The organism is Bacillota bacterium (assembly GCA_012837285.1).
Lineage (GTDB): Bacteria > Bacillota > DTU030 > DUMP01 > DUMP01 > DUNI01.
This window is the reverse complement of sequence record DURJ01000117.1, coordinates 45,480-69,889: the sequence shown is the minus strand read 5'-3', so window position 1 is coordinate 69,889 and position 24,410 is coordinate 45,480. Positions and strand designations below refer to the sequence as shown.

22 protein-coding genes are annotated in these 24,410 nt (G+C 52.8%); 4 read left to right on the top strand and 18 right to left on the bottom strand.

The window, feature by feature from the left end:
- Positions 1-19 precede the first annotated feature (19 nt).
- The 8 genes from dnaJ to GX016_06795 form a co-directional block, all read right to left on the bottom strand.
- A complete protein-coding gene (gene dnaJ, locus GX016_06830) occupies positions 20-1,162 on the bottom strand; it encodes a molecular chaperone DnaJ (GenBank protein HHT71274.1) in 1,143 nt (380 codons plus the stop codon).
- Positions 1,163-1,189: 27 nt separating this feature from the next.
- Positions 1,190-3,022 carry a molecular chaperone DnaK gene (gene dnaK / locus GX016_06825; GenBank protein HHT71273.1) on the bottom strand — a complete coding sequence of 611 codons (1,833 nt, stop codon included), beginning with the start codon at positions 3,020-3,022 and terminating at the stop codon, positions 1,190-1,192.
- 1 nt (position 3,023) lies between these two features.
- A complete protein-coding gene (locus GX016_06820) occupies positions 3,024-3,701 on the bottom strand; it encodes a nucleotide exchange factor GrpE (protein HHT71272.1) in 678 nt (225 codons plus the stop codon).
- 19 nt (positions 3,702-3,720) lie between these two features.
- Positions 3,721-5,304 (bottom strand): chaperonin, encoded by a 1,584-nt coding sequence (locus tag GX016_06815; protein HHT71271.1) that lies wholly within the window; start codon positions 5,302-5,304, stop codon positions 3,721-3,723.
- Between the two features lie 36 nt (positions 5,305-5,340).
- Positions 5,341-6,399: a heat-inducible transcription repressor HrcA gene (hrcA, locus tag GX016_06810; GenBank protein ID HHT71270.1), complete on the bottom strand. Its 1,059-nt coding sequence runs from the start codon at positions 6,397-6,399 to the stop codon at positions 5,341-5,343.
- 92 nt (positions 6,400-6,491) lie between these two features.
- On the bottom strand, positions 6,492-7,631 hold the full coding sequence (hemW, locus tag GX016_06805) for a radical SAM family heme chaperone HemW (GenBank protein HHT71269.1): 1,140 nt from the start codon (positions 7,629-7,631) through the stop codon (positions 6,492-6,494).
- Positions 7,631-9,430: an elongation factor 4 gene (gene lepA / locus GX016_06800; GenBank protein ID HHT71268.1), complete on the bottom strand. Its 1,800-nt coding sequence runs from the start codon at positions 9,428-9,430 to the stop codon at positions 7,631-7,633. The genes hemW and lepA overlap by 1 nt, the downstream gene beginning before the upstream one ends.
- Positions 9,431-9,506: 76 nt before the next feature.
- Positions 9,507-10,664 (bottom strand): stage II sporulation protein P, encoded by a 1,158-nt coding sequence (locus tag GX016_06795; protein ID HHT71267.1) that lies wholly within the window; start codon positions 10,662-10,664, stop codon positions 9,507-9,509.
- 478 nt (positions 10,665-11,142) lie between these two features.
- Here GX016_06795 and rpsT point away from each other — a divergent pair, with 478 nt between their 5' ends.
- Positions 11,143-11,421, top strand: a complete 279-nt coding sequence (gene rpsT / locus GX016_06790; GenBank protein HHT71266.1) for a 30S ribosomal protein S20 — start codon at positions 11,143-11,145, stop codon at positions 11,419-11,421.
- A 63-nt stretch (positions 11,422-11,484) separates the two neighbouring features.
- On the opposite strand, the gene holA is transcribed toward rpsT, so the two are convergent.
- The 7 genes from holA to GX016_06755 all read right to left on the bottom strand — a co-directional run bounded on the left by holA (position 11,485) and on the right by GX016_06755 (position 19,874).
- Positions 11,485-12,504, bottom strand: a complete 1,020-nt coding sequence (gene holA / locus GX016_06785; GenBank protein ID HHT71265.1) for a DNA polymerase III subunit delta — start codon at positions 12,502-12,504, stop codon at positions 11,485-11,487.
- Positions 12,501-14,849, bottom strand: coding sequence for a DNA internalization-related competence protein ComEC/Rec2 (locus GX016_06780; GenBank protein ID HHT71264.1), 2,349 nt, complete (start codon positions 14,847-14,849; stop codon positions 12,501-12,503). The genes holA and GX016_06780 overlap by 4 nt, the downstream gene beginning before the upstream one ends.
- A 60-nt stretch (positions 14,850-14,909) precedes the next feature.
- Positions 14,910-16,127 (bottom strand): hypothetical protein, encoded by a 1,218-nt coding sequence (locus GX016_06775; GenBank protein ID HHT71263.1) that lies wholly within the window; start codon positions 16,125-16,127, stop codon positions 14,910-14,912.
- Positions 16,128-16,171: 44 nt separating this feature from the next.
- Positions 16,172-17,101, bottom strand: coding sequence for a L,D-transpeptidase family protein (locus tag GX016_06770; protein HHT71262.1), 930 nt, complete (start codon positions 17,099-17,101; stop codon positions 16,172-16,174).
- 162 nt (positions 17,102-17,263) lie between these two features.
- Positions 17,264-17,674, bottom strand: a complete 411-nt coding sequence (gene ndk, locus GX016_06765; protein ID HHT71261.1) for a nucleoside-diphosphate kinase — start codon at positions 17,672-17,674, stop codon at positions 17,264-17,266.
- The gene (locus GX016_06760; protein ID HHT71260.1) at positions 17,667-18,701 is read right to left on the bottom strand and encodes an HD domain-containing protein; all 1,035 of its coding nucleotides are present in this window, start codon (positions 18,699-18,701) and stop codon (positions 17,667-17,669) included. The genes ndk and GX016_06760 overlap by 8 nt, the downstream gene beginning before the upstream one ends.
- 15 nt (positions 18,702-18,716) lie before the next feature.
- Entirely contained in the window at positions 18,717-19,874 is a 1,158-nt protein-coding gene (locus tag GX016_06755; GenBank protein ID HHT71259.1) for a geranylgeranyl reductase family protein, read from the bottom strand.
- 251 nt (positions 19,875-20,125) lie between these two features.
- Between GX016_06755 and GX016_06750 the strand changes: the two genes are divergently transcribed.
- Positions 20,126-20,824 (top strand): TIGR01906 family membrane protein, encoded by a 699-nt coding sequence (locus GX016_06750; protein HHT71258.1) that lies wholly within the window; start codon positions 20,126-20,128, stop codon positions 20,822-20,824.
- A gap of 22 nt (positions 20,825-20,846) precedes the next feature.
- Here GX016_06750 and GX016_06745 read toward each other — a convergent pair whose 3' ends face one another.
- Entirely contained in the window at positions 20,847-21,806 is a 960-nt protein-coding gene (locus GX016_06745; GenBank protein ID HHT71257.1) for a D-2-hydroxyacid dehydrogenase, read from the bottom strand.
- Between the two features lie 116 nt (positions 21,807-21,922).
- Between GX016_06745 and GX016_06740 the strand changes: the two genes are divergently transcribed.
- Together GX016_06740 and GX016_06735 are read left to right on the top strand one after the other, a co-directional pair.
- Positions 21,923-22,564, top strand: coding sequence for a chromate transporter (locus tag GX016_06740; GenBank protein ID HHT71256.1), 642 nt, complete (start codon positions 21,923-21,925; stop codon positions 22,562-22,564).
- Positions 22,561-23,082 (top strand): chromate transporter, encoded by a 522-nt coding sequence (locus GX016_06735; protein HHT71255.1) that lies wholly within the window; start codon positions 22,561-22,563, stop codon positions 23,080-23,082. Before GX016_06740 ends, GX016_06735 begins: the two co-directional genes overlap by 4 nt.
- Positions 23,083-23,144: 62 nt before the next feature.
- On the opposite strand, the gene GX016_06730 is transcribed toward GX016_06735, so the two are convergent.
- Positions 23,145-23,573 (bottom strand): GNAT family N-acetyltransferase, encoded by a 429-nt coding sequence (locus GX016_06730; GenBank protein ID HHT71254.1) that lies wholly within the window; start codon positions 23,571-23,573, stop codon positions 23,145-23,147.
- Between the two features lie 34 nt (positions 23,574-23,607).
- Complete coding sequence (locus tag GX016_06725; protein HHT71253.1) at positions 23,608-24,405, bottom strand: SDR family NAD(P)-dependent oxidoreductase; 798 nt, start codon at positions 24,403-24,405, stop codon at positions 23,608-23,610.
- Between the last annotated feature and the right edge of the window lie 5 nt (positions 24,406-24,410).

The window sequence follows — 24,410 nt, the reverse complement described above, 5'->3', positions numbered from 1 at the left end:
CCTCCCTTCTCTACCACCACTACTTACCCAGTGCATCACGCATCTTCTTGAAAAAACCCTTCTCTTCCCGGCCTTGAGTCTCAGTTCCTAAAGTCTGAGCCAACTCTTCAAACAGCTCACGCTGTTTTGGGGTCAGGCTCACCGGCGTACGCACAAGCACAGTTACTATTAGATCACCGCGACCGTGCCCGCGCAAGAAGGGCATCCCTCTCCCCCGCAGGCGAAAACGAGAACCGCTTTGAGTTCCTTCCGGAATGGTGAGCTTGGCCGACCCAGCCAAGATCGGTACATCCACTTCCGCTCCCAAAACTGCCTGAGCGATATTGATCTCGATCTTAGTATAAAGATTATCCCGCTCCCGTTCAAAGACTTTATGTGGTTTCACCGTAATAAAAACATACAAATCCCCCGATGGACCACCGCGCACGCCCGGGCCGCCTTCTCCGGCCAACCGCAAGCGAGCACCTGTATCGACTCCAGCCGGTACCCGAACATGAATACGTCGGGCTCGACGAACACGGCCACTGCCACCACAATCCTTACACGGTTCAGCAATAACCCGACCGGTGCCACCACAGCGCAAACAAGCACTAACGTTCACCATCCGACCAAAGGGAGTCGCCCGTTCTTGCCTAAGCTCTCCGGTCCCGCCACAACTGGGGCAGGTGCTGGGTGAAGTCCCAGGGGCTGCGCCGCTGCCAGCACAGGTTGCACACATTTCCTCCCGAAATACATTTATATCCCGTTCGATCCCGGTGGCAGCTTCTTCCAGCGTGATTTCCAAATCATACTGCAGATCGGCTCCGCGCTCCGGCCCGGTTCGTCGGGCTCTCTGGCCGCGACTGCCGCTGAACATATCGAAAATATCGCCGAAGATGTCAAAGCCAAAATCGCCAAAACCACCGGAACCCCCCTGACCGCCAAAGGCCGCTGCATCGAAGGCAGCATGGCCAAACTGGTCATACTGCGCCTTCTTCTGACTGTCGCTTAGTACTTCATAGGCTTCGTTAAGCTCTTTGAACTTCTCTTCTGCCGTTGGGTCGCCAGGGTTTACATCAGGGTGATATCTGCGAGCCAATTTCCGGTAGGCTTTCTTGATTTCCTCCTGGCTGGCCGTGCGCGGCACGCCCAGTACTTCGTAATAATCGCGTTTATCGGCCAACCTTATCACCCTCCGCCTTCATGCCCTTTACTTCTTGTCATCCTCTACCTTGTAGTCAGCATCTACCACATTGTCATCAGTTTTCGTCTCCGAACCGGGATCACCGGTCTGTTGGCCGCTAGCCTCCTGGGACTTAGCATAAAGGGCAGAGCTTATGGCATAAAGGGCTTCGGAGAGCTTCTCGCTGGCTTTCTTCAGCACCTCTGGGTCGTCGCTCTTTAGCTTCTCTTTCAGTTCTGCTGTCGCTTCTTTAGCCGTATCGATCAATCCCTTATCCACCTTACCTTCCGCCTCTTTGACCGTCTTCTCGGCACTGTATACTAAGGCATCGGCCTGATTCCTGGCCTCAATAGCTTGGCGACGCTCTTCGTCTTCGGCGGCATGAAGATCCGCCTCTTTACGCATCCGCTCGATCTCTTCATCACTGAGGCCGCTGGAGGATTTGATGGTGATGGATTGTTCTTTGCCTGTGCCCAAGTCCTTGGCCGAGACATGCACAATACCGTTGGCATCGATATCAAACGTGACTTCAATCTTAGGCACACCTCGAGGTGCCGGCGGAATTCCAGTCAGTTCGAACCGGCCTAGAGTCTTGTTATTTGCCGCCATAGCTCGCTCGCCCTGCAAAACATGAATCTCCACCCCGGTTTGGCCGTCGGCAGCAGTGGAGAATATTTGGCTCTTGGCAGTGGGAATAGTGGTGTTGCGCTCGATAATCTTGGTGAACACTCCACCTAGGGTTTCGATCCCTAACGAGAGCGGGGTCACATCCAGCAGCAGTACATCTTTGACCTCGCCGGCCAACACACCGGCCTGGATGGCAGCCCCCATGGCTACACATTCGTCCGGGTTAATACCCTTGTGTGGTTCCTTGCCGAAATAGCCGGTAATAGCCTCTTGTACAGCTGGAATTCGGGTGGAACCGCCGACCAGCAAAATCTTGTCCACATCTACTGGCTTCAAACCGGCGTCAGCCAGCGCCTGCCGGGTGGGGCCCATGCTGGCCTCGACTAAATCGCGGGTAAGTTCTTCAAATTTGGCTCTGGTCAACGATATCTCCAGGTGCCTGGGTCCGCTGGCATCAGCAGTGATAAAAGGCAGATTTATTGTGGTGCTCAGTAGGCTGGATAACTCGATCTTAGCCTTTTCAGCCGCTTCTTTGAGCCGCTGCAGGGCCATCTTGTCTTGTGTAAGATCGATTCCTTGCTCCTTCTTAAATTCAGCGGCCACATAGTCTATGATCCGTTGGTCGAAATCGTCACCACCCAGCTTGGTGTTTCCGCTGGTGGCTTTAACTTCGAATACCCCGTCACCCAGTTCCAGCAAAGAAACGTCGAAAGTCCCTCCGCCTAAGTCAAAGACCAGTATCGTCTGATCCTGACCCTTGTCTAAGCCATAGGCCAAAGCAGCGGCTGTAGGCTCGTTGATAATTCGCAGGACTTCCAAGCCGGCAATTACTCCGGCATCTTTTGTGGCCTGCCTTTGGCTGTCACTGAAATAAGCCGGCACCGTAATAACAGCCTGATTTACTTTTTCTCCCAAGTAAGCTTCGGCATCATTCTTTAGTTTCTGTAAAACCATGGCCGAAATTTCTTGAGGAGTGTACCCCTTATCGTCAATACGTGATCTATGATTAGAACCCATTTGCCGTTTTACCGATAGCACCGTGCGTTCGGGGTTGGTTATGGCCTGACGCCGGGCCACCTGGCCTACCATCCGTTCCCCATCCTTGGAAAAAGCAACTACTGAGGGGGTAAGCCGGCTTCCTTCGGCATTAGTTATAATAATCGGCTCCCCACCTTCCATAACTGCAACCACAGAATTAGTTGTGCCCAAATCAATGCCAATGACTTTTGCCATCCTATTGCTCTACCTCCTTGGTACCGGCTGTATCAATTGTGTCGGCTTCATTTGCCATACCGCCAGCTTCGCTATTGCCCTCTGTTGTATCTGGCCGCGGTCCCACTTTTACCAATGTGGGTCTCAGTACGCGGTCGTGATAACGCCACCCGCGCAACAATTCTTCCACCACCACTTCCGCTTCGCCCTCAGCACGAATTAGAGCTTCTTGGTGCTTAGGCTCAAAAGGCTGCCCTAGAGCGGGATCCAAGGGAGTAACCCCTTCCTTTTCCAACAAGGTCAAGAATTGCTTCAGCACCTGACCTACTCCTTCTAGCAGCGGCTTAGCCGATTCAATATCTTTACCAGCTTCGAGGGCTCGCTCTAAATTATCCACTACCGGTAACAGATTATGCAGCAACTGTTCATTAGCAAACTTTATCTGCTCAATCCGTTCGCGCTCCATGCGACGGCGGAAGTTAACAAAGTCGGCCTGCAACCGGGTAAGTTGAGCCTGATATTTGGCTGCCTTCTCCTCAGCCGCTTCCAGTCTGGCCCCAAGATCGTCGTCTGCAGTTGTATCCGCCCCACCGTTATCCCTTCTCCTATCTTCGGCTAAGGCATCCGCTTCAGGGGAAGGGGCTGAAGACATGGCGTTACTATGATCGAACCTGGTCTCCTCTGGATGCTCCTCTATCACTAACTCATCACCTCAAAAGCTAAAAATCCAACGCTGCTGCTCCATCCCTGCCTTGGTCAACACTGCCGGGAGGGCTAATGGGATCTTTGCGCTTAATAATAGTATCGATACGCAGGATGGCTTCGGCCACTTCCCCAGCAGCCTTAAGCGCATAAGTCTTCACTAAAGCCGGATCTGAGACCCCTAACTCAACTACCGAAGCCACTTTCCCATCTTCACAGTTGATGCCCAAGTCATCGGTTTCGGTATTAAGTTGAGCAGCCCATACCTCCTCTACTTTCTCTAATGGATTAAAACCGGCGTTAGCCGCAATCTGGGCTAGAGGGCGCTTCAAGGCTTCTATCACGGCATCCGCACCGTAAGCACTCATGCCCCTCATTTCCTGGCGGCTAGACGCCAATTCACGTGCCACTGCAACCTCTACTGTACCGCCGCCGGGAACAACTCCTCCCCTGACTGCCGCTTGCAGTGATGAAGCCGCGTCACGGGCAATACGTTGCCGTTCCCCTACCACTTCCTCCGTAGCTGCCCCGACCAGAACAGTAGCTATAGGTTTCCCTTTACCGCCTAGAATTCGCACCTGCCCCAACTTCTCATCCTCATAGACATTACTTACAAAACCCAAATAGGTCTCCAGCTCTGTCGTCGGTTTCTTTAGCGCTGCCCGCTTGAGCAACCGGGCCCCGGTATGTTCAGCTGCCGAGCGTAAAGAATCGCTAGCTAGACGATCTACAACAAAAACACCGGCATCGGTGAGTACTTCCTCAGCAATATTATGAACCGAACGGCTAACAAGTACTAACCCGACGCCTAAATCCACCAGCTTGCTCAAGTTCCGGCGGAATTCTTCTTGCAGCTCCAGGTATTTGCTAAAACCAGTTTCTGTACCCAAAGCTTCTTCTTCGATCTCCTCGGGATCTAAAGCATCATCTAGTACCAACACTTTTACATTGTCTTTTTTCTCCGGCATCTGGCAGCTAAGCCGCTCGCGGCTTAAGACCAGCCCCATGAATACTTCGTTGTCGGCTCCTTCCTGCGCCATGATAGTATCCGCTAAACGAAAGTTTTCGTCACGGATTTTTTCCTCGCCCACAAGCCGGGCAGCCTGTACCACCAACTCAGCAATGTCTTTGTTCTCTCTGCCAGCAATATAGGCAATGCGTTCCAGCACAGGAGCATCCATGCTTTCCACCGAGCGGGCATGTTGCTTAATAATCTTAAGGGCTCGCTCAATACCGTAGCGTATTCCCTCAATCACTCGTACCACTGGAACGCCCCGCACCACATGATTTACTCCTTCGCTTACCAGGGCTTTGGCCAAAATCGTGCAGGTGGTGGTGCCGTCGCCAATTTCATCCTGTTGGGCTCGAGCCACATTAATCAGCATCCGAGCAGCCGGATGATTGACATCCATTTGCTCTAGAATAGTAACCCCATCGTTGGTGATGGTAACTTCACCAAATCGATCTACCAGCATGGTGTCCAACCCTTTTGGCCCCATGGTGCCTTCTACTGCTGCGGTAATGGCCCGAATAGCATTGGCGTTGGAAATCAGAGCGGCCAAGCGCTCGTCCACTTCAGCCCCCCCGGCTCCTGGCTTCATTCACATCTACTCCTTTCAAAGCGACTTTTAGGGATTTTAGAATGCCTCCTCACTCTGCCGATCACTATTTTGGCCAGAAAAAGCTTCTTCAAGACAGCTAGCCATATGTTCTAGCACCGAGATCACATGAGCGTAATCCATCCGAGTTGGGCCCAAAACCGCTACCGTTCCGGCCAATTTTCCATTAACTGTATAGGTGGACGATACCACGGTGCAGTTTTGCATCACCGGTAATCTGTTTTCCCTGCCGATGGTTACAGTAATTCCCGGTTCCCGTTGCAACAGTTGGAGCAACAACGTCTCCTCCTCCAACAGGGCCAAGAGGTGACGCACCTTCTCCAAATCCTGGAATTCCGGCTGCGTCAGGATGTTGTGGGCACCACCGGTGTAGACCCGACTGCGACCACCGGACTTAAGCCAGCCCATAAGTGCCCCGGCGATCTGGCTTAGCAGCACATAGCTTTGCCGATAGTCTTCCAACAGCTCCGAGTAAACCTGATCTAGCAGTTGGCTGGTAATTTCTTCTATGGGTCTACCAGCCAAACGGTGGGTGAAGTAAGCGGCTAAGCCCTCGATATCTTTAGGCTCAACCTCAGGTGGTAGTACTAGTACCCGATTTTCCACCTGACCGTTTTCGGTAAACAGTAGAGCTAAAGCCAGCCGATGACTCAGATGGACCAATTTAATCGCCGCTAACCGACCGGTATGAATGCGCGGGCTAGTAATTAGGCCCACGTAATTGGAAAGCTGAGACAGCAACCTGGAAGCAGTCGTCAAGACCATATCTGCTTCCTGAGACCTGGGATATGCTAATTGATTTAATAGACTCTGTTCTGAACTGGTTAACTCGTCTTGCTCCATTAGGTGGTCAACGTAAAAGCGGTACCCGTAGTCGGACGGAACCCGACCAGCAGATACATGCGGTTGTTCTAAATATCCCATTTCTTCCAAATCGGCCATCTCGTTTCTAATTGTCGCCGTACTGACACCAAGGTTGTGGCGGCGGACAAGAGTGCGTGACCCAACCGGTTCGGCGGTGTTTACGTAATCTGATACAACGGCTTTCAATACTTTTCGCTTACGTTCGCTCAACACTTTCCCCACCCCCTTAGCTTATCTTCGTTAGCACTCTCATGCTGAGAGTGCTAATCGACCCCTCATCACGATAACACCAATATCCGGCCTTGTCAAGAAGGGCTGTTCGGTAAGAAAACCATAGCCACTTGATTAGCTAACAACCAGCCTTTTGGGGTCAGGCGCAGACTTTCTTGATCCAGTTCTACCAAACCATATTCCAGCAGCCAGCGGATACCAGTCGGATAAACTTCATCTACGTCTTGACCGAATCGGTCTCGAAAACGCGAGCGTGACAGACCTTCCTTTAGCCTCAAAGCCAGAATTACCGTCTCGGCTTGAGCCAATTCCACTGTTGTCTGTTCCCGGTCCCCGATGGGACACTGTCCTTTCTTGAGCAGCTGAACATACCGGGGCACATCGTTCACATTGGTGCGCCGTTCGTTATTTAAGTACGACACGGCTGCCGCTCCCAACCCCAAGTACGGTTCGTTGTGCCAATAAACCAGATTATGCTTACAAGCAAACCCAGGTCGAGCAAAGTTGGAGATCTCATACTGTAACAGCCCGGCTCCCTGAAGCAGCCCTTGCGCCTCTTGATACTGGGCCAGATCCAACTCCTCAGCACAGGGCGTTATTCCCCGCCTAGCAAACTCAGTTCCTTCTTCAATCATCAGGCTATAGGTGGAGACGTGATCGGGTGCTAGTGCCAACGCTTCGCTAAGCGTCTGGCGCCAAAGAGGTAAGCTTTGACCTGGGACCGCATAGATAAGGTCCAAGCTCAAGTTATCAAAACCCGCTCGCCGGGCCTGCTGCCAGGCCTGCCTTGCTTCGTCGGCAGTGTGGATCCGGCCCAGGTACCGGAGCAGATTGTCATCGAAGCTTTGCACTCCCAAGCTCAACCGGTTGACTCCGAACTGGCGCAGTAGGTGTAGCTTCTCTTGGCTGATGGTGCCGGGGTTAGCTTCTACTGTCCATTCAGCGCCAGCTGTTCCAGGAAAGGTAGCAATCACCTGGAGCAATTGCTTTAGCTCTTTCGGCGTCAACACTGTCGGCGTACCCCCACCCACGTAAATTGAAGCCACCTCCTGGCCGCGGGGCCAGGAGGTGAGATAAAGCTGAGCTTCCCGCCTTAACGCCCACAAATACTGATTAGCCAGATCAGTGGAATAAGGCTGTGAGACAAAGTCACAGTAGTAGCATTTTCGTACACAAAAAGGAACGTGGATGTAAAGTGCCGGTCCCGGAGCCATTATTTCACCTTCAACACAGCCATGAAGGCTTCCTGGGGAATTTCTACATTACCGACCTGTTTCATGCGTTTTTTGCCTTCTCTTTGTTTCTCTAACAGTTTGCGCTTACGGGTGATATCGCCACCGTAGCACTTGGCCAAAACGTCTTTACGCAGCGCTTTTACTGTCTCGCGGGCAATAATCTGGCTTCCTATGGCTGCCTGAATCGGTACATCAAACAACTGACGAGGTATCAGGCTTCGTAGTTTTTCCACCAGTTTCCGCCCTTGGTACTTAATTCGGTCGCGATGGACAATAATAGACAGAGCATCCACCGGCTCGCCGTTGATTAAGATATCCAGCTTTACCAAATCGCCGGGCTGATGACCTAAATACTCGTAATCCAAAGAGGCATAGCCGCGGGTACGAGACTTGAGCAAGTCAAAGAAGTCAAAGATGATCTCGGACAAAGGTAAGTCGTACGTAATCATAACCCGGGACTCGTCTAAGTACTCCATGTTGTGGTATTGGCCTCGTTTCTCCTGAGCCAGCTCCATCACTGCACCGATGAACTCACTGGGGACAATGATCGTGGCCCGGACAAACGGCTCGGCCAGGCTTTCAATTTCGGTTGGAAGTGGCAGCTTCGCCGGGCTGTCCACTGCCAAAACCTGTCCGTCCGTCCTGGTTACCTCATAAACAACGTTCGGTGCCGTAGCGATAATGTGAGCGTCAAATTCGCGTTCCAATCGTTCCTGAACAATCTCCATATGAAGCAGCCCCAAGAAACCGCAGCGAAAGCCAAAACCCAATGCCACCGATGTCTCCGGTTCGAAGACTAAAGCGGCATCATTCAGCTGCAGTTTCTCTAAGGATTCCCGCAGCAGGTTGTAGTCGTTGGCTTCTTGCGGGTATAAGCCACAGTATACCATCGGACGCAAATGTCGGTAGCCTGGAAGAGGCTTGGCAACGCTGTGGTCGGGGTCGGTGACGGTGTCACCTACGCGAGCGTCGTGGATATCCTTAATACCGGCAGTCAAATAACCCACCTCGCCGGGTCCCAGTACCGGCACCGGAACAAGATTGCGGCCAAACACTCCCACTTCATCCACTTCATATTCCTTCCCGGTGGCCAACAATCGGATCTCTTGCCCGGTCCTAATGCTCCCCTGCATAACGCGGACATAAGCAATGACACCGCGGTAAGGGTCGAATTTAGAATCAAAAATCAGTGCCGCCAACGGCTCCGCTGCTTTTCCTTGGGGCGGAGAAATCCTCTGGGCAATAGCCTCTAAGATCTCCGGCACCCCTTGGCCGGTCTTAGCACTACAAAGCACCGCCAGTTCACCGTCCAGCCCCAGCACATCTTCTAATTCTTTTTTAACCATATTTGGGTTGGCCGAGGGTAAGTCGATCTTGTTAATAACGGGAATGATGGTTAGATCATGCTCCAGGGCCAAATAAGCATTGGCTAAGGTTTGAGCCTCGATTCCTTGGGTGGCGTCAACTACCAACAAAGCCCCCTCACAGGCGGCCAAACTGCGTGAGACTTCATAGCTAAAATCTACGTGACCGGGCGTATCGATCAGGTTGTATTGGTATTCGTGGCCATCACGGCCACAATAGGTTAGCCGTACCGGTGTGAGTTTAATGGTGATGCCCCGCTCTCGCTCCAGATCCATCTGATCGAGTACCTGATCCTGCATCTCGCGAGCCGAAAAGGCCCCGGTCTGTTCTAGTATTCTATCAGCCAACGTAGACTTACCATGATCTATGTGGGCGATGATGCAAAAATTTCGGATATAAGCTGTATCGGTCATGGGTTCCCGCCTTCCTCTGGGCTTACTATCGAAAATTATATCATTTAGCCCAGTGGGCGGCAACCGGAACCCGATTCTAGCTGCCTGGTTGACTCTGAAACCAAGCTGCCAAGGCATCAGCCAGATAATCGGCAGCTAACATCGCTTCCTCCAAACTGTTTTGGTCGCCGCCGATTTCAATTAAGATAAGACGAGGGTGTAACTGCTGATTGAAACGAGCTGTGTCAATCTTGATCCCACGGGACAATCCCGGATACAAAGCCTCCAGTTGTCCCTGCAGTTCCAGAGCAAAAGCATGGTTTTCCGGCCAGCTTGGATGGGCCAATCCTAATCGATCGGTGCCAACTATAATATAGATGCGGCCTACTTGTTGGCCGTGGATTTCGGTTGTGGTCATGGTGCGAGACTTGACACTATCTTTGTTGGGGGCATCACGGTGAATATCTAGAATTACTTGCAGTTTGGGCTGCTCTTTTAGGAGTCTGGCCACTGTATCGGCAGAACGCAAATAAGCCTCGCGAAACACATCAGCGTCATGCAAGGTGATATCATGAATACAGGGGATGCCGTGCTTTTCCTCCAGTTGTTGCACCAATTCACGGCCAACAGCCACTATACCTGCCTCCCGCCCATAGGTGTGAGTGCTGCCGGCCGTGGGCACATAATCCTCTGAGGTATGAGTATGATATACCGCCACTCGCGCCGGTCCCTCCGGCTTTAGCACTGGCTGCAGCGGCTGGGGCAAGGGCTGCGGTGACACTACCTGAGGCCCATTGGGGTTAACCGGAGCCGTCTCCAACCTAGGGGGCTCATGGAATCGGTCGCCTCCACGCGCCGCCAACTGGAACCAGCCGAGCTCGTTCTGAACCAGGCCCAGAGGCTGTAAACTCAGCTTGAGTTTACTTGAGCTCTGGCTGAGCCAGGGAAACAAATCACTGGCACCCGCTGTATGGCCTATTTCAGCCGGCCGGTACCGGCTCGACAGCGGCAACCCTTGACTGAAAACCTGAACAAAATCCACCTCATAAAGCTCCAGTACCCGGCGGAACAATCCTTGTCCAGTAAAACCTTGGCCCCCATCGGTAAACACAGGCACCGCGGCCACAGGTAGGCTTAGTCGCGGCCACCCGGCCGCGGCCAAGCTGACCAAACAAAAGCAGGTGGCCACCAGCAAAACGCCTTTTATAAAGGGCAGGCCGAGTCGCCACCGTCGATAAATAACCTGCCAGCGCACCAGCTTCACCTCTTCATTTCGCTTCCGGCATAACAGCTTGAGCCCGGTCGTAATCTTTCGCTGACAACCGGTCAAGAAGCGTCTTAACTCAACATACTAGAAACGTATTCGAGCCTAGACCGGTTTAGACCCCAGCCCGTTGGCTTGCTCTGCCTGGCTAGCACCCACAGTGTCTATTCAGGGGTGTATGGCGTTATTGAATTTCAAGCTATGCCGGTAGCACAGCAGGTGGACCGATTACCCGTCATTTCGAAGGAGCAAAGTGACAACGAAGAAGAGTTTTTGTGACAATGGTGTGAAGAGGCACTTGTTCGATACCCTTGTACCCGCTTCCTTGACTTTGCGATTACCCCTGAATAGACATCCGCCCACAAGGGAAGGGCTGAGCTGACGCACTTCTTGCTTTTCCTAGGGGCCCATGGTACAATGTGCTAGTGAGTTTACCCGTCCGGTACAGCCAAGGTGGGGAGGTGAAGCAATGGCGAACATTAAATCCGCCCGTAAACGCGTTCTTAGCAGCGAAAAACGGCGCTTACACAACACGATAATTAAGTCTCGTATACGCACCGCTATCCGGCGCTTCGATGAAGCCCTGGCTGCCAATGAATCCGAACAGGTAGAGCAGCGGTTGGACAATGCCTTCAGCATTATTGACAAGGCGGCGGCCAAAGGTGTGATTCATAAGAATAAGGCAGCCCACCAAAAGGCACAACTTTCACGTAAACTAAATGCTATGACCCAAGCGGCCGCAGAATAAAACCCCTTCCTTTCTCCACCATCAGGAGCTCAGGAAGGGGCTTCCTGTTATAACCCGCGCTTATTAAGATAGAATCACTTCCTCCAGTACCAGCTGAGCCGGCAAAGCGGTGCTTTTTAGTTTGAGATCGGCTGCAGCCAGCTTTCGAATCAGATCATATAGTTCGCCCCAGCCAAAACGTCGGCTTTGGGCCACGGCTTTCTGAGCTACAAACGGATGTACTTTCAGCGTTTTGGCCACATCCCGGCTCGCTGTCCCTTGTTCGAGAGCTGCTTTGGCTAATCCTACCACCCGGACTTGGTAAGCCAAGAGGCCAACCAAAGCTATCGGCTTCTCACCCTGTCTGAGCAGTTCCTCCAATACATACAACGCCTGTTCGCGGTTTTTGGCCAGTACGGCATCTGTTAAGGCAAATACCCGACTTTCTCTGGACTCTGGGACTAATAATTCAATCTCGCGCCGCCGGACGAGACCGGTGCCTTTGGTATAGGCCGCCAACTTTTGCAGTTCCAACTCCAGTTGGGCCAGACCCTGACCTGTACGCTGAATCAAATAAGAAAGGGCGCCCCCTTCCCAGCTCAGACCCAGCTCATTTCCTCGCTGTAAGATCCATTGCTCAAGCTCTCGTCCCCGCAGATACGGGAACTCCACCAGCTTCCCCATGCTAGCGGTAGCCTTGACTACTTTGGTTCTTTTGTCCACGCTGCCGTTAACACAAAGAACCAAACAAACAGCAGGCGAAAGAGCCGCAATTATAAGCGGTAGCTGCTCCCATAAAGTAGATCCGGCCGCCACTTTCCCGGCGGTCTTTTGGTTGTCGGTTCTCGGGTTTAAGCCCCGGACCACCACCAAGCGCCGTCCGGCTAGCCAGGGTGCTTGGGCCACGGCCGCAGCCAAAGTTGTGCTGTCGATATCGGCGGCTTCCAACTGTTCCATATTGAAATCCCGCAGTTCCCCTAACTCCAGCGCAGCCTCAATCTTGCTCACGGTCTGACTGATCAAATATGTCTCTTCTCCTGTCAAAAGGTAGCACGGTGCTACCTCTTTTTGCTCCAGTTGCTGCCATACTTCCTGCCACTTCACTTCTTATCCCCCCTGTTTTGAGCAAAAGTGGAAACCTCAAGTGTTTGTCCATCGCTCTCAACCCGAACTTGTCCATCTTCATCCGTGCGCAGAACAAGGGCACCGCCAGCCAGAAGACGCTCTAAAGTAGCCGGACTGGGATGACCGAAATTGTTCTTACCCACCGAAATTACCGCCAGTTCCGGTCTTAGCTGTTGGATAAACTCCTCCGTGGTGGCGGTGGCGGCTCCGTGATGAGCTACTTTGAGCACATTTACTGGGCCGGGAAGTCCTTGCTTCAATAAGTACTGTTCCGCCGGCTGTCCAGCGTCACCGGTGAACAAAAAACCGGACTGCCCGTAGCGCAGGTACAATACCAATGAATTATCGTTTTGAGTATCGTTAGAAACTATCGGATCCGGCGGAGGGCTGAGCACCATTACCTCTACGTGGGCGCCCAAATCCACCCTCAGACCGCTGGTACCGGTGTACAGAGGAACTCCCCGCCGCTCTAACTCCGCCCGAACAAAACCGGCTCCGGTACCCTCGAAGGTGGCCGGTGCAATTACTGCCCCCACCGGCATACTGCTGATAATGGCCGCAGCGCCGCCGGCGTGATCAGTATCGCCATGGGTCAAAAACACCAGTTCCAGCCGGTGGACACCCTGGGCCCGCAAATATGGGAGCAAAATGCTGTCCCCGGCGTCCCATACACCTTTGTCGGTACTTATCCGAGGGCCGGTGTCGATAAGGGCCGCCTGCCCGGAAGGCGAACGAATCAAGATGGCATCGCCCTGACCGACGGCAAGAAAATCTACCACTAATGCCTCTGGAACCGGACCAAACCAAGTAACAACCAGTAAAATCAACGTGGTGGCAATAAACAAGCCCCGGCGCAGCCTAACTCTGCCTGAGTTGGAACGAAGAAAATACGGGGCAGTAAAAACGGCTGAGTAATAGACCAGTAAGAAGGCGATCGGTGGCCTGCCTACATAGACAAACGCCCCCGGCCAGCAGGCAAACAGGCGAGCCAAGAAAGTAAGTACCACCAGGGCAGCCCCGGCCGCTCCAAGTATTAGCTTACCCACCGGCAAATAGATGCTTCCCAGTAGAAGGCCGGCCAGACCTAGGCTAAGGGCCAAACCAGCCACCGGAATAGCTACTACACTAGCCAAGAACCCGACTAAAGATACACCGCTGAAATAGTAGGCTGTAAGGGGCCAAGTACAAAGCTGAGCCGCCGCCGAAGCTATTAAAGGTGTACCCAGCCGCCGCCACCCCGGAGCAGATAGAGCTGTTTGCGAACCAAAATACAAGATACCCGCCGCAGCGGCAAAAGACAGTTGGAAGCCGGTGTCAAAGAGGTTCAGGGGATTTGCTGTTAGTAATATCAACGCCGCCGCCGCTAAAGCAACCAGAGAGTTTCGCGGCCGACCGGTGCTAAGTCCCAGTAGGCCCAACGTGAACATAATACCGGCCCGAACTGCCGACGGGGCAAAGCCTGTCCAAGCAGTATACAATAATACTGTCAAGCCGGCAAACACACTTTGAAGAAAAAACGGCAAGTGCAGCAGCCGCGCCAATCCCAGTGCTAGAGCTGCCACCATCCCCACATGGACGCCGGATACAGCCATTAAGTGCACTGTTCCACTGGCCGTAAAGAAGTTTACTGTTTCCGCGGAAACCAACTGGCGTTCTCCTAAAGTCAGCCCCTTAAGCAGCGCTGTCTCAGCAGGAGGCAAAATAGCGGCTACTTGAAAAAACCGCCGCCGGAGTTCAAAAATACGTCCCAAAATGGCAGGACCCTGGTCAGCGCTGATATACTGGATCGAATCCGGGGTGGACAGAGCCAGTTGGTAGAAGATACCGCGTCGTTCCAGATAAGCTCGGTAGTCAAATTGGCCGAAGTTGGATGCGCCCCGGGGTCGTACCAGTTTACCCCGAACTCGTACCAAGTCTCCGTAGCCATATGTCTCTTTTTCCAGCCTCAGATCTCGCAGCAACACCCGCCCTGTAGCCGGGTATAGTTGATCCTGGCCCACCAAGCGCACTGCCAATACATAAGTAGAACCCAATGACGTAGACTCCGCTTCGCTGACTACAGTCCCTTCTATAACTACTGTTTTGTCCGTGTACGGAGCTAACTCGTCCGTCCGCAGATCGGCCATACCCAGCCTTAGAGCACCGGCCAAAAAAGCCAGCAGCAAAATAGCAACGCTTGCTGCCTGGCGCTTACGTTGCCCAACGGTCCAAATGCCAATAATAACTAGGGCTGCTGTTGAAATTAGCCAGAAGTTGAAAGGGAGCTGACGGGAAACCAATATGCCCGCGGCAAAGGCCAAGGCAATAGCAATCAGGGCTGGCATAATGACGCTCCTTGTAGTTTTAGCTGGCAAATTTTCTCTTTCTTTCTATTTAATTCGACCCTAACTGTCTATTCCCTCTAATCGGGTCTTAGGATATGGCGCCAGTCTTTGGCCCTGCTCACACACGCCAAGAAGCACCGCCTCATTACCAAGTTCCCAAGCCGCAGACCATGCGTCCTGGCTGGGACGATATGCCGGCAATAAGTCCAGCTTGGCCGGCAAGGTCCCCGATCGGCTCAGATGCTGGGCCCACTCCACCGCGGCCTTGATCTCGTCGGCGGCCAGACGCCACCTAAATACCACCAATCCTTCCACTCGTGCCGGAAGCCCCGCTGATGGAGTCAACTTGGGCGGTATCAAGGCTACCTCGCCTAGACCCCTGTCGGTGGCAGGCAAGAGGCCGTGCTTGATTTGTTCCTGCCTGGCACGCACTGTCCGCAGCAACCAAGGTTCTGCCGGGGCCAGCAATGCTGCCTGCCCGGTAAAAAATTCTTTCACACCTCCATAGTCAGCTTGATCGATGTTTGGGGGTAAAAAATTATCAGCTTGAAGCTGTCGTAGGCGGGCCACCGCCGTGTCAGCAGCGCTTCGAGGCCAACTAAATTGCTCTGGGCCCAACGAGTCCGGTTGACGTGGAGCCAATGCAACTAACAGTCCTTGATAGTCCAGGCCGGCCAGGGCGTGCGGCTGTCCTTCAAGCTGAATCAACTCCCGCCCTAGGTGCAAGATATCAGCCCAGTCTATACCTTGTTCCTGCAACCCGGACCTGTTTACACCAACGGCCTGAAGCAAGTCTGTATTGGCCAAATACAGCTGTGGGGCCAGGAAACGAGGCCAAACAGCTGTCTTGTGTTCGAACTCTGGACCGCTCAGGGCCAGCGGTACAAAATCCAGGCGGGTTTCCTCCGGCAGATAGCTCGCCGGTAGTAATAAGTCGCGGGCGAAATCCAGGCCCTCTAGCGGCCCCAAGGAAAGGATATGGGGCACCTCCTGGCGACGGCGGATGGCTGCCGCCACTTGCTCACCATGGGTCCAGGGAAATAGCTTCAGTTCTACAGTGATATTAGGGAACTTTTGGTTGAATAATTCAATTTCCCGGACCAGTTCTTCCCGGTAGCTGGCACCGCCGGGCAGCGGTCGGTCAAAGTCCCAAAATACAACCGTGTATTTTTTGTCCGGTTGGACTTGAGCTTTGGGATCCAACTGCCCTTTAGGCTCGTAGCCCCACCAGAACCAGAGAAAAAGGCCCAGTACCCCGGCGATAATGACAGTCGCCACAACTTTCCACGCCCTGTTCTTCCTCAGGCTGGCTCCCTCCCATCCTAGCGTAAACCGAGAAGATAAAGCAGGTCCGCGGTCACTTTCCCGGTAACCTTCAGTCCGCGGTAATTCTGCCAGGCAGCTACCATCTGGGCCGTCTGGTCGCCGAACACACCGTCAGCCCGGCCCGGATCAAATCCCAACTGTCTTAGGCGCCACTGTAAGTAGACCACATCCTGCCCCACTGCTCCTACTTTAAAGTCCGAGTAGAGCGAACCAAGGGTCCTATGCTCCTTTAGTACCACCACTGTCCCGAGATCAACCCACTCGTACAATTCGGTTATGTCGTGGTTAAACATCCGTACACAGCCAGCACTGGCCATCTGCCCAATGGAGCTCGGGTTATTGGTACCATGGATACCATAGCTACCCCAGGGATTGGACAGGCGCAACCAGCGGACGCCGGTGGCACCATGCCAACCGGCCCGTTTTTCGCACACTACCCATTCCCCCACCGGGGTTGGCGATTCTGGGCGACCGATGGCGATGGGATAAAGCTTGTAAGGCACACCATCGCTGTACACTACCAGAGTGAGGGAATCAATATCTACCAGAATGCTGATTTCACCCCGGGGCGGCGGCACTGCCGCCCCCGCCGGCCGAATTTCGTACATAGCCAGTGCCTGCCAGGTGCTGTCATCCACGTTTCCGGTTGGGGGTAATCCCAGTGCCCCTTGCATTTTTCTTACTGCTTGGACCAAAGCGGATCCATACACACCGTCTCTGGAGCCAGAGTAAAACCCTAACCGAGCCAACCGCTCTTGAAGTTCCAGCACATCAGGCCCCTGAAGAGGCGGAGAACGAAGACCGAGTGTACGAACGCGGTCACATTTACATAAATTCACCTCTGCCGACGGTACTGCCAATACTATCTGGGTCGCCAGTAGCCATGTTACCAAGCAGCCGGCTGCCAGTCCTCGTCGCCGCCACATTTCCCGTCCCCCTATGGATCAGTCTGTTTACCAATACAATGTATGCTGCTTGACTGAGGCTTATGAGATTCGTTCATAGGCCCCCACAAACAACACGGCCCTGCTTCCAAGTGAAGCAAGGCCGTGTTTGACCGTTGGGTCGGCTTAATCGGGCCCCTGGAATCAACCACAATCTGACCCGGAGGGAAAGAAGAGTGCCAGCTCCCGAACGGCGCTTTCAGGCGAATCGGAACCATGCACAATGTTAGCCGTAAGCGAGGTGGCAAAATCGCCTCGAATTGTGCCGGGAGCAGCAGCCCTGGTGTCGCCAATCAGGTGACGTACTCTAAAGATGGCATCCTCACCAGCTATAATTGCCGCCACCACCGGACCGGAGGTAATAAACTCCACCAGCTCACGGAAAAAAGGACGGTTACGGTGCTCGGCGTAATGCTTTTCGGCCAGTTCACGGCTAAGACGGAGCATCTTCAGTCCGCATATCCTCAAGCCCTGACGTTCCAGCCGTCTCAATACTTCGCCACAAAGTCCCCGCTTCACGGCGTCAGGCTTTAGCAAGACCAGGGTCTTATCCAAACGGATTCTCTCCTTCCTGAGTCACGGCCACTTCATCCTGGCTTAGAAATCCCCGAAAAACACTACGCCCTAACTTTCTGTCCACTGCCGTCCACTCCTCGTTCAAGTTATCAGCCCGGTCCAGTAACCCCTGAAAGTGGTTAAGTTCAGAACTAAGATAATCGGCATGGTGAAGAGCAAAAGCATTGATAGTCTTGGGAGGCTGCGGTGAACCCCATTCTTCGATTCCATGGTGAGCTAAGATCATATGGAGCAGCTCTTGCTTTAAGGGAAGAGGGAATTCAAAATTCTGGGCCAGCCTTTCTTCTACTAGCCTAGCCCCCAAGACTAAGTGCCCAAATAACCTTCCTTCATCGGTAAAAGAAAACCCCAGACCCTCCCAGTTGTATTCAAGAATCTTGCCGCAGTCATGTAGAAGTGCCCCTGTAAGGAGCAGATCCCGATTTATGTACCGCGGATAATGAGCAGCGATAGTTTCAGCAAAAGCGAATGTCTCCAGGGTATGCTCCAGTAGTCCGCCTAGATAGGCATGGTGGATTGCTTTGGCCGCCGGCGCTTGAACAAAGGCTCGATAGAAATCCGCGTCGCCAAACATGCTGTTTAGCAACTGAGAGAGCGGCCCGGATTGGATTTGTTCTATGGCTGCTTGTAACTTTTTCTCCATCAGTGGGTGTGGTTGGGGTGAACTCGGTAAGAACCAAGCAGGGTCAATAACACTTTCTTCTACCAGGTTGACCCGCTCCACCACCAGCTGGAGGTCGCCGCGATATTGGCCCACACTTCCCTGCAGTTGAACCACCGTGTTTTCGGCCTGGAGCTGAGGGAATACTTCTTCCCCACCCTCCCACATGATTGCCGGTAAAGAACCACTGCGGTCGGAAAGCGTAAACCGAAGAAAGGAACCGCTCCGGCCGCTTTCTGGTCGAAACGGAGTCAATGTGGCCCCGGTAGCGACAAAGTAATCCTTTATTCTCTCCCCTCTTCGCAGCGAATTAATGTACCTTTTTTTAGTCTGCTCCTCTCCCACCCATATCACCTCAGCCTATTTGATTATCTCGTTTCGAAGCCATAACAACAGTAACCGCGGTAAAACCCACTGGCACATCTGGCGATAACTCTTTTCTCCCTCGACCACTTGCAGCGCCCAGGAAAACCAGTTAGCAGAAGCCTTGAAGGCCTGGTGCCATAGTCCAGGGTAACGTTGCGCGATCTTATTTAGGCGTAGAGCCTGCTTCAGATCTTGGCCAAATAGCTGCCAGCACGACCTCTCGTAGCGGGCCAAGTTGTTAGCTGTATATGATAATCCGGTCTGTTTTAGGGACCAGATGGTCTCTCCTGCTATGTTAGCCGAACTGAAAGCATAATAAAGTCCCTCGCCGGTCAATGGATCGGCAAAGCCGGCTGCATCTCCCACTAACAAGAGGCCGTCCGCCACCGTCGGTCTCCATTTCCCGCCCACTGGAATCAGGTGCCCCTGGGGTTTGGCAGTGGGCAAGCCCTGGGATTTAACAAAATCAGTCCACAAGGCTTTAAGGTTTTGTCGGCGGCCATCCCACGTTCCTAGTCCCACCGACAGGTGATCCCGTTTTGGGAAGACCCAGCCATAACCCCAGCGAAACAACCCCCAATGAGTTTCCAGCACCCCTTGAAAGCGGCTTTCGTCTGCCAAAGGACGAGGCACATCGGCACACAAGCAGGCCGCAGCGGCACCCAGGTCCTGGCGGCCGCAAACTCTCGCTGCCATACTGGGAATTCCGTCGGCACCTACCACTAGCGGTGCCCTGTAGACAGCCTTTTTGGTCCGGACCAACATGCCGTTCACCCCCGGCTGTATAGCTAACGCCTGTTCACCGGTATGCACCGCTGCGCCTAGTTCCTTAGCTCGCTGGAGCAAAAAAGAATCCAATTCGCTGCGGTCCACCGTAATGGCGTAGGGGTGTCCGAATCGAGCTTCCTGCACATTCTTTCCCATAACAGCCCGAAACACATGGCACTCTTCCTGCACTATAGTTTCTGGCAAAGAAAACCCCAGCGCTGACAAAGCCCGGGCCGTAACACCCCCGGCGCACGGTTTGTAGCGTGGAAAGTAATCCTTCTCCAGGATCAGGACATCTAAACCTTTATCTGCCAACTGTGCGGCCGCTATGGATCCCGATGGTCCCCCACCCACAATAATGACTTCTGCCGTGTGTGCTTTCACTGTCTCTCCCCCCCAGCACACCACACAATATTCGTCCTTTATTGTTGCCGACTGGACGATGTTTCATCCCTTGTCGTACCTAGTCCTCACTTCTTTTGTGCTCACGTTTTTCCGTCAAAATAATTCTCAAGTTGGACCGCCAATCTAGGCTACAACATGTTATTATAGTTAGCGAAGGTTGCTGCTCCGGCTTTCAAGCGCTGATTGTCGGTACTTACCAATACCGGGCGTTGTTCATTGAGGAGGTAAAAATGAAAGAAAAAAGAGCCGTTTTGGTGGCGGCCTTATTAATAGTACTTTCAATTCCTCTGCTGACCACCATGCTAGCCACCGAAAGCGTGGCCTTCTCCGAACGCTTCTATCTGAAGCAGTACGAAATTCTTAACCTTAAACAGGCTACCGGCTTCAGTTCCCAGGAATATAAGCGCTTTAGCCAGGCTTTGTGGGAATACTACCGTAACCAAATTTCGTCACCGCAAGTACTTATCCCGTCCCCGAACGGCCCTAAGCCACTGTACCAGGAGCATGAAATTGCCCATCTGGCCGACGTCCGCCATCTGTTTCGGGTCGGATGGATTGGGCGTAATCTGGCCTTGCTTCTGTTAGCGGCTGGGACTGGGCTGATCTGGACAGTGAGAAAAAGCCGAGCCGGGCTGACAGTAATCGCAGCCGTGGCCGGGGGAAGCGGAGCCGGCATCGCTTGCTTCCTGATCTTACTGCTGGCTGTCCGGCTTGATTTTAACCGCGCCTTCACCTTCTTCCACATAATATCATTTGATAATATGCTCTGGCAACTGGATCCAGCTACAGATAACTTGATTAAGTTGTTCCCCGAGCAGTTCTTCCTTAATGCCACTGTAGCCATCGCCACCCGAGTCCTGGGAGCATTGTCAGTCTTGCTCGCCGCCAGTTGCCTGCTCTTAAAGAAGTACCGACCTGGGCGGGGCTAATACCGCCACCGGCAGAGCGCCATCAGTACCCTTTATCTAAGTCCACCGGGGTAAAGAACGGCCGCCCGGCCAAAAAGCACTGCAGGTTTTCACTAAATACTGCCAGACATCTGTCTTTGTAGTCCGCCGACCAACCGCCGATGTGCGGAGTGATGATCACATTGGGAAAACCCCACAAGGGGCTGTCCACCGGCAGCGGCTCTTCGGCAAAAACATCTAGCCCGGCTCCGGCTAGTTTCCGTGTCTTCAGAGCATCAATCAATGCTTGTTCATCTACCACCGCTCCACGGGCAATATTCACCAGATAGGCCGAAGGTTTTAGGGCTGCCAACTCGTCGGCTCCAATGAGTCCCTTGGTATCCTCGGTTAGCGGCACTAGGAGCACGACAAAATCAGCTTTGCTCAGAGCCTGTTGAAGCTGCTCGCTGGAATACACTTGGTCGAAGTGTGGAGGTAAATCACCGCTAGTATTAACCCCTACCGTTATCATGCCGAAAGCCCGACCTAAACGGGCTACCTCTTGTCCAATACTGCCCGTGCCTACCACCGCCAGCGTTTTCCCCGCCAACGGTTCAAAAGCAAAGAATCCGGTTGGACGATCCCAATCATGTCTTGCCTGGGCAGCCAGAAAACGCGGTAACAAACGGACAAAAGCCAGTATATAAGCAAAAGCCTGTTCCGCCATGGATCTCTTATGAACTCCACTTACATTGGTCAAAGCTATGCCTCGTTGTTTCAACTCGGCCAGGGGCAACCTGTCGACACCAGCCGAAAAAACCTGCACCCACCGTAAGTCTTTGGCTTTGGTTAGAAAATCAGACGTAATTTGATCCCCGGTGAAAGTAATCAGAATCTCCAATTTGGGCCAGCGCTGTTCATAGACTTTAGCCTCCTCAGCCACCAGAAGTTCCACCGTGGGAAACTCCGTTGTCACCAGAGCCTGCTGCTCAGAGCTAAACTTCACTGTTGATAATACCAACAACTGCGGCCACTCCTTCCGAACCATGATTAAAAACAAACCGACACCAACAGTTAGCCAAAATTGTGTTATTGTGGTATTCTGTAGACAATAAGCCGATTTGTGAGGTAATAGTGGCTATGAACACTTTAGACCGCGACATCGAGTCTAGTACTGCATCCGCCTTGTCCACACCCAGTAAACCCACACCCGGTGGGCTTTTTTGGTCATTCTTATCTATTGGGGCTTTTACCTTCGGCGGTGGCTACGCTATGTTGCCTCTGATTCGCAAATCCCTGGTGGAAAAATCAGGCTGGCTTCAAGACGAAGAGTTCATAGACGCTATCGCTGTGGCCCAAAGTGCTCCCGGGCCTATCGCTGTGAACATAGCTGTGATCACCGGCTATAAGCTAAACGGTCTCAGAGGCACATTGGCGGCAGTACTGGGAGCTACCTTGCCTTCGTTCGTCATCCTTATTATTGTAGCTACTTTTTTTCTTGGTCTGCAAGACAATCGTTTTGTCCGTGCGGCTCTGACAGGAATGCGCCCTGCTATTGTCGCCCTGATGGCCTCAGCAGTCTATGATATCGGTAAAAACACCATCAGAAGTAAACAAGCTGCCGTTCTATCTATTGTAGCCATAGTTCTCTTGTTGGTTGTTGGGCTGCATCCAGTACTGGTAATTGTTGCCGCCGCAATTGCAGGTCTTGCCGTCAACAGTCGCCGTGTACTTGAACAGACAAATAATAATAACGGCAAAGGCCACGGTGATAACACATGATTTACACGCAACTTTTTCTGACTTTCTTCAAAATCGGTCTGTTTAGTTTCGGTGGGGGCTATGCCATGTTACCCCTAATTCAGCAAGAAATAGTCGCCAATAGTAACTGGCTTACTTTGTCCGAGTTTATCGATCTGGTTGCTATTTCGCAGGTGACTCCTGGGCCTATCGCTATCAATGCAGCAACTTTTGTCGGGTACAAGATGGCGGGCGTCTTCGGTTCCGTGGCCGCCACATCCGGTGTAGTGACGCCTTCACTTTTGATAGTTTTGAGCCTAACTCGCCTCTTTTTGAAATACAATACCTTGGACGCAGTACAGGCCGCATTCACCGGCATTAGACCGGCTGTAGTGGCGCTGATTGCTGCCGCCATCTGGGGCATTTTACCGTCTTCAATGCAATCTGCTTCCAGCTGGGTTATCTCAATAGCAGCCTTTGTTGCCATCCGCCAATTTCGTCTGGACCCTATTTTAACTTTACTTTTGGCAGCAGGAATTGGCACTGTTTTATACAGCTAGCATTCAGGCCCAAAATAACTGTATCGAACCGGCAAGGTCCTTCAGCCAACAGCCTCGGCGCCTTACAGTTTGAGGTACATAGAAACAGCATTGGATGAGCACACAGTGCGAAACTGTTCTGACCCCAACACCGGCGCATAAACCTCCGAGCGATCGATAGGACGGAAACCAAAGCGATAAAAATAATCGGAAGCTGTCTCAGTGAGTAGATACAGCCGTTCAAGCCCCATAGACCGCGCCTTGTTAATCATCGCCCGGGTCAGACCACGACCTAGACCGGAGTGACGGTATTCCTGCGCTACGGCCACCGACCGCATTAAGCCCACATGATCATAGACCTCCAGGCCGGCCACTGCCACCAATTCGCCATCCAACATCAATTTGAGAAAATGCTCAAACTGATCTTCGATCCCGGCCCAGGAAAGACCCACGTTTTCCAATAGTTTTTTTACCAACGGAAGATCCTTACCTTCCACTGGGACTATTCGCATCAGTTACCCCCCCTTGCTTTGTTTCCCTCTAGATTCATATTCCTTTGGCTCGGCGAAATGCCCGACCCACTAGAAATTCTGACCAGTTAGGTGCTACACCGGCTAAATGAGCAAAAAAACGATCCTTAGGGGTAATAAAAATATGGCGTCTTCCAGCGGCTGTTTGCCGCAAGATTTGCTCGGCAACTGCCTCCGGTGCAATTCTGGATAAACGCGGCTCCTTTTCCCCATAGGCATCCCCCAGCGCATGACGTCGGAACTCGGTGCGGACAGACCCGGGATAGGCTGTACACACCCTGATCCCACTGTCTTGAAGCTCTAGCTGCAGTGTTTCTCCCAACTTGGTCAAAGCCGCCTTGGTGGCAACATACCCTCCGATATTTGGGGCTACTTGAATAGCACCCAAAGAGGCGATATTGATCACCAACCCGCTACCCTGTCTTCTAAACAAAGGTACTGTGGCTTGGATAAAATGCAGCGGTCCCACCACATTCACGGCCACTGCCTCCAGTAGCTGTGCCGGCTCCAAAGTCTCCACCGGTCCACGAAGACCAATACCGGCATTGTTAACAAGCACATCGATCTTCCCCAGCTGATCGAATCCATAGTATACCACTTGCTCCACTGCCGTCTGATCTCGCACGTCAGCGGCCATATATACGCACTCTATTCCAGCCGCAGACAGCCGGCCGGCCAGACACTGAAGCTTCGTCTCGTCGCGCCCAGTCAAAACCAGGCGGGCACCCACTTCGGCTAATCGATCGGCCAATGCCTTTCCGATACCTCGAGAAGCACCGGTCACCAGTACAACCTTGTTCTGCCAAAAGTTCAAAACGT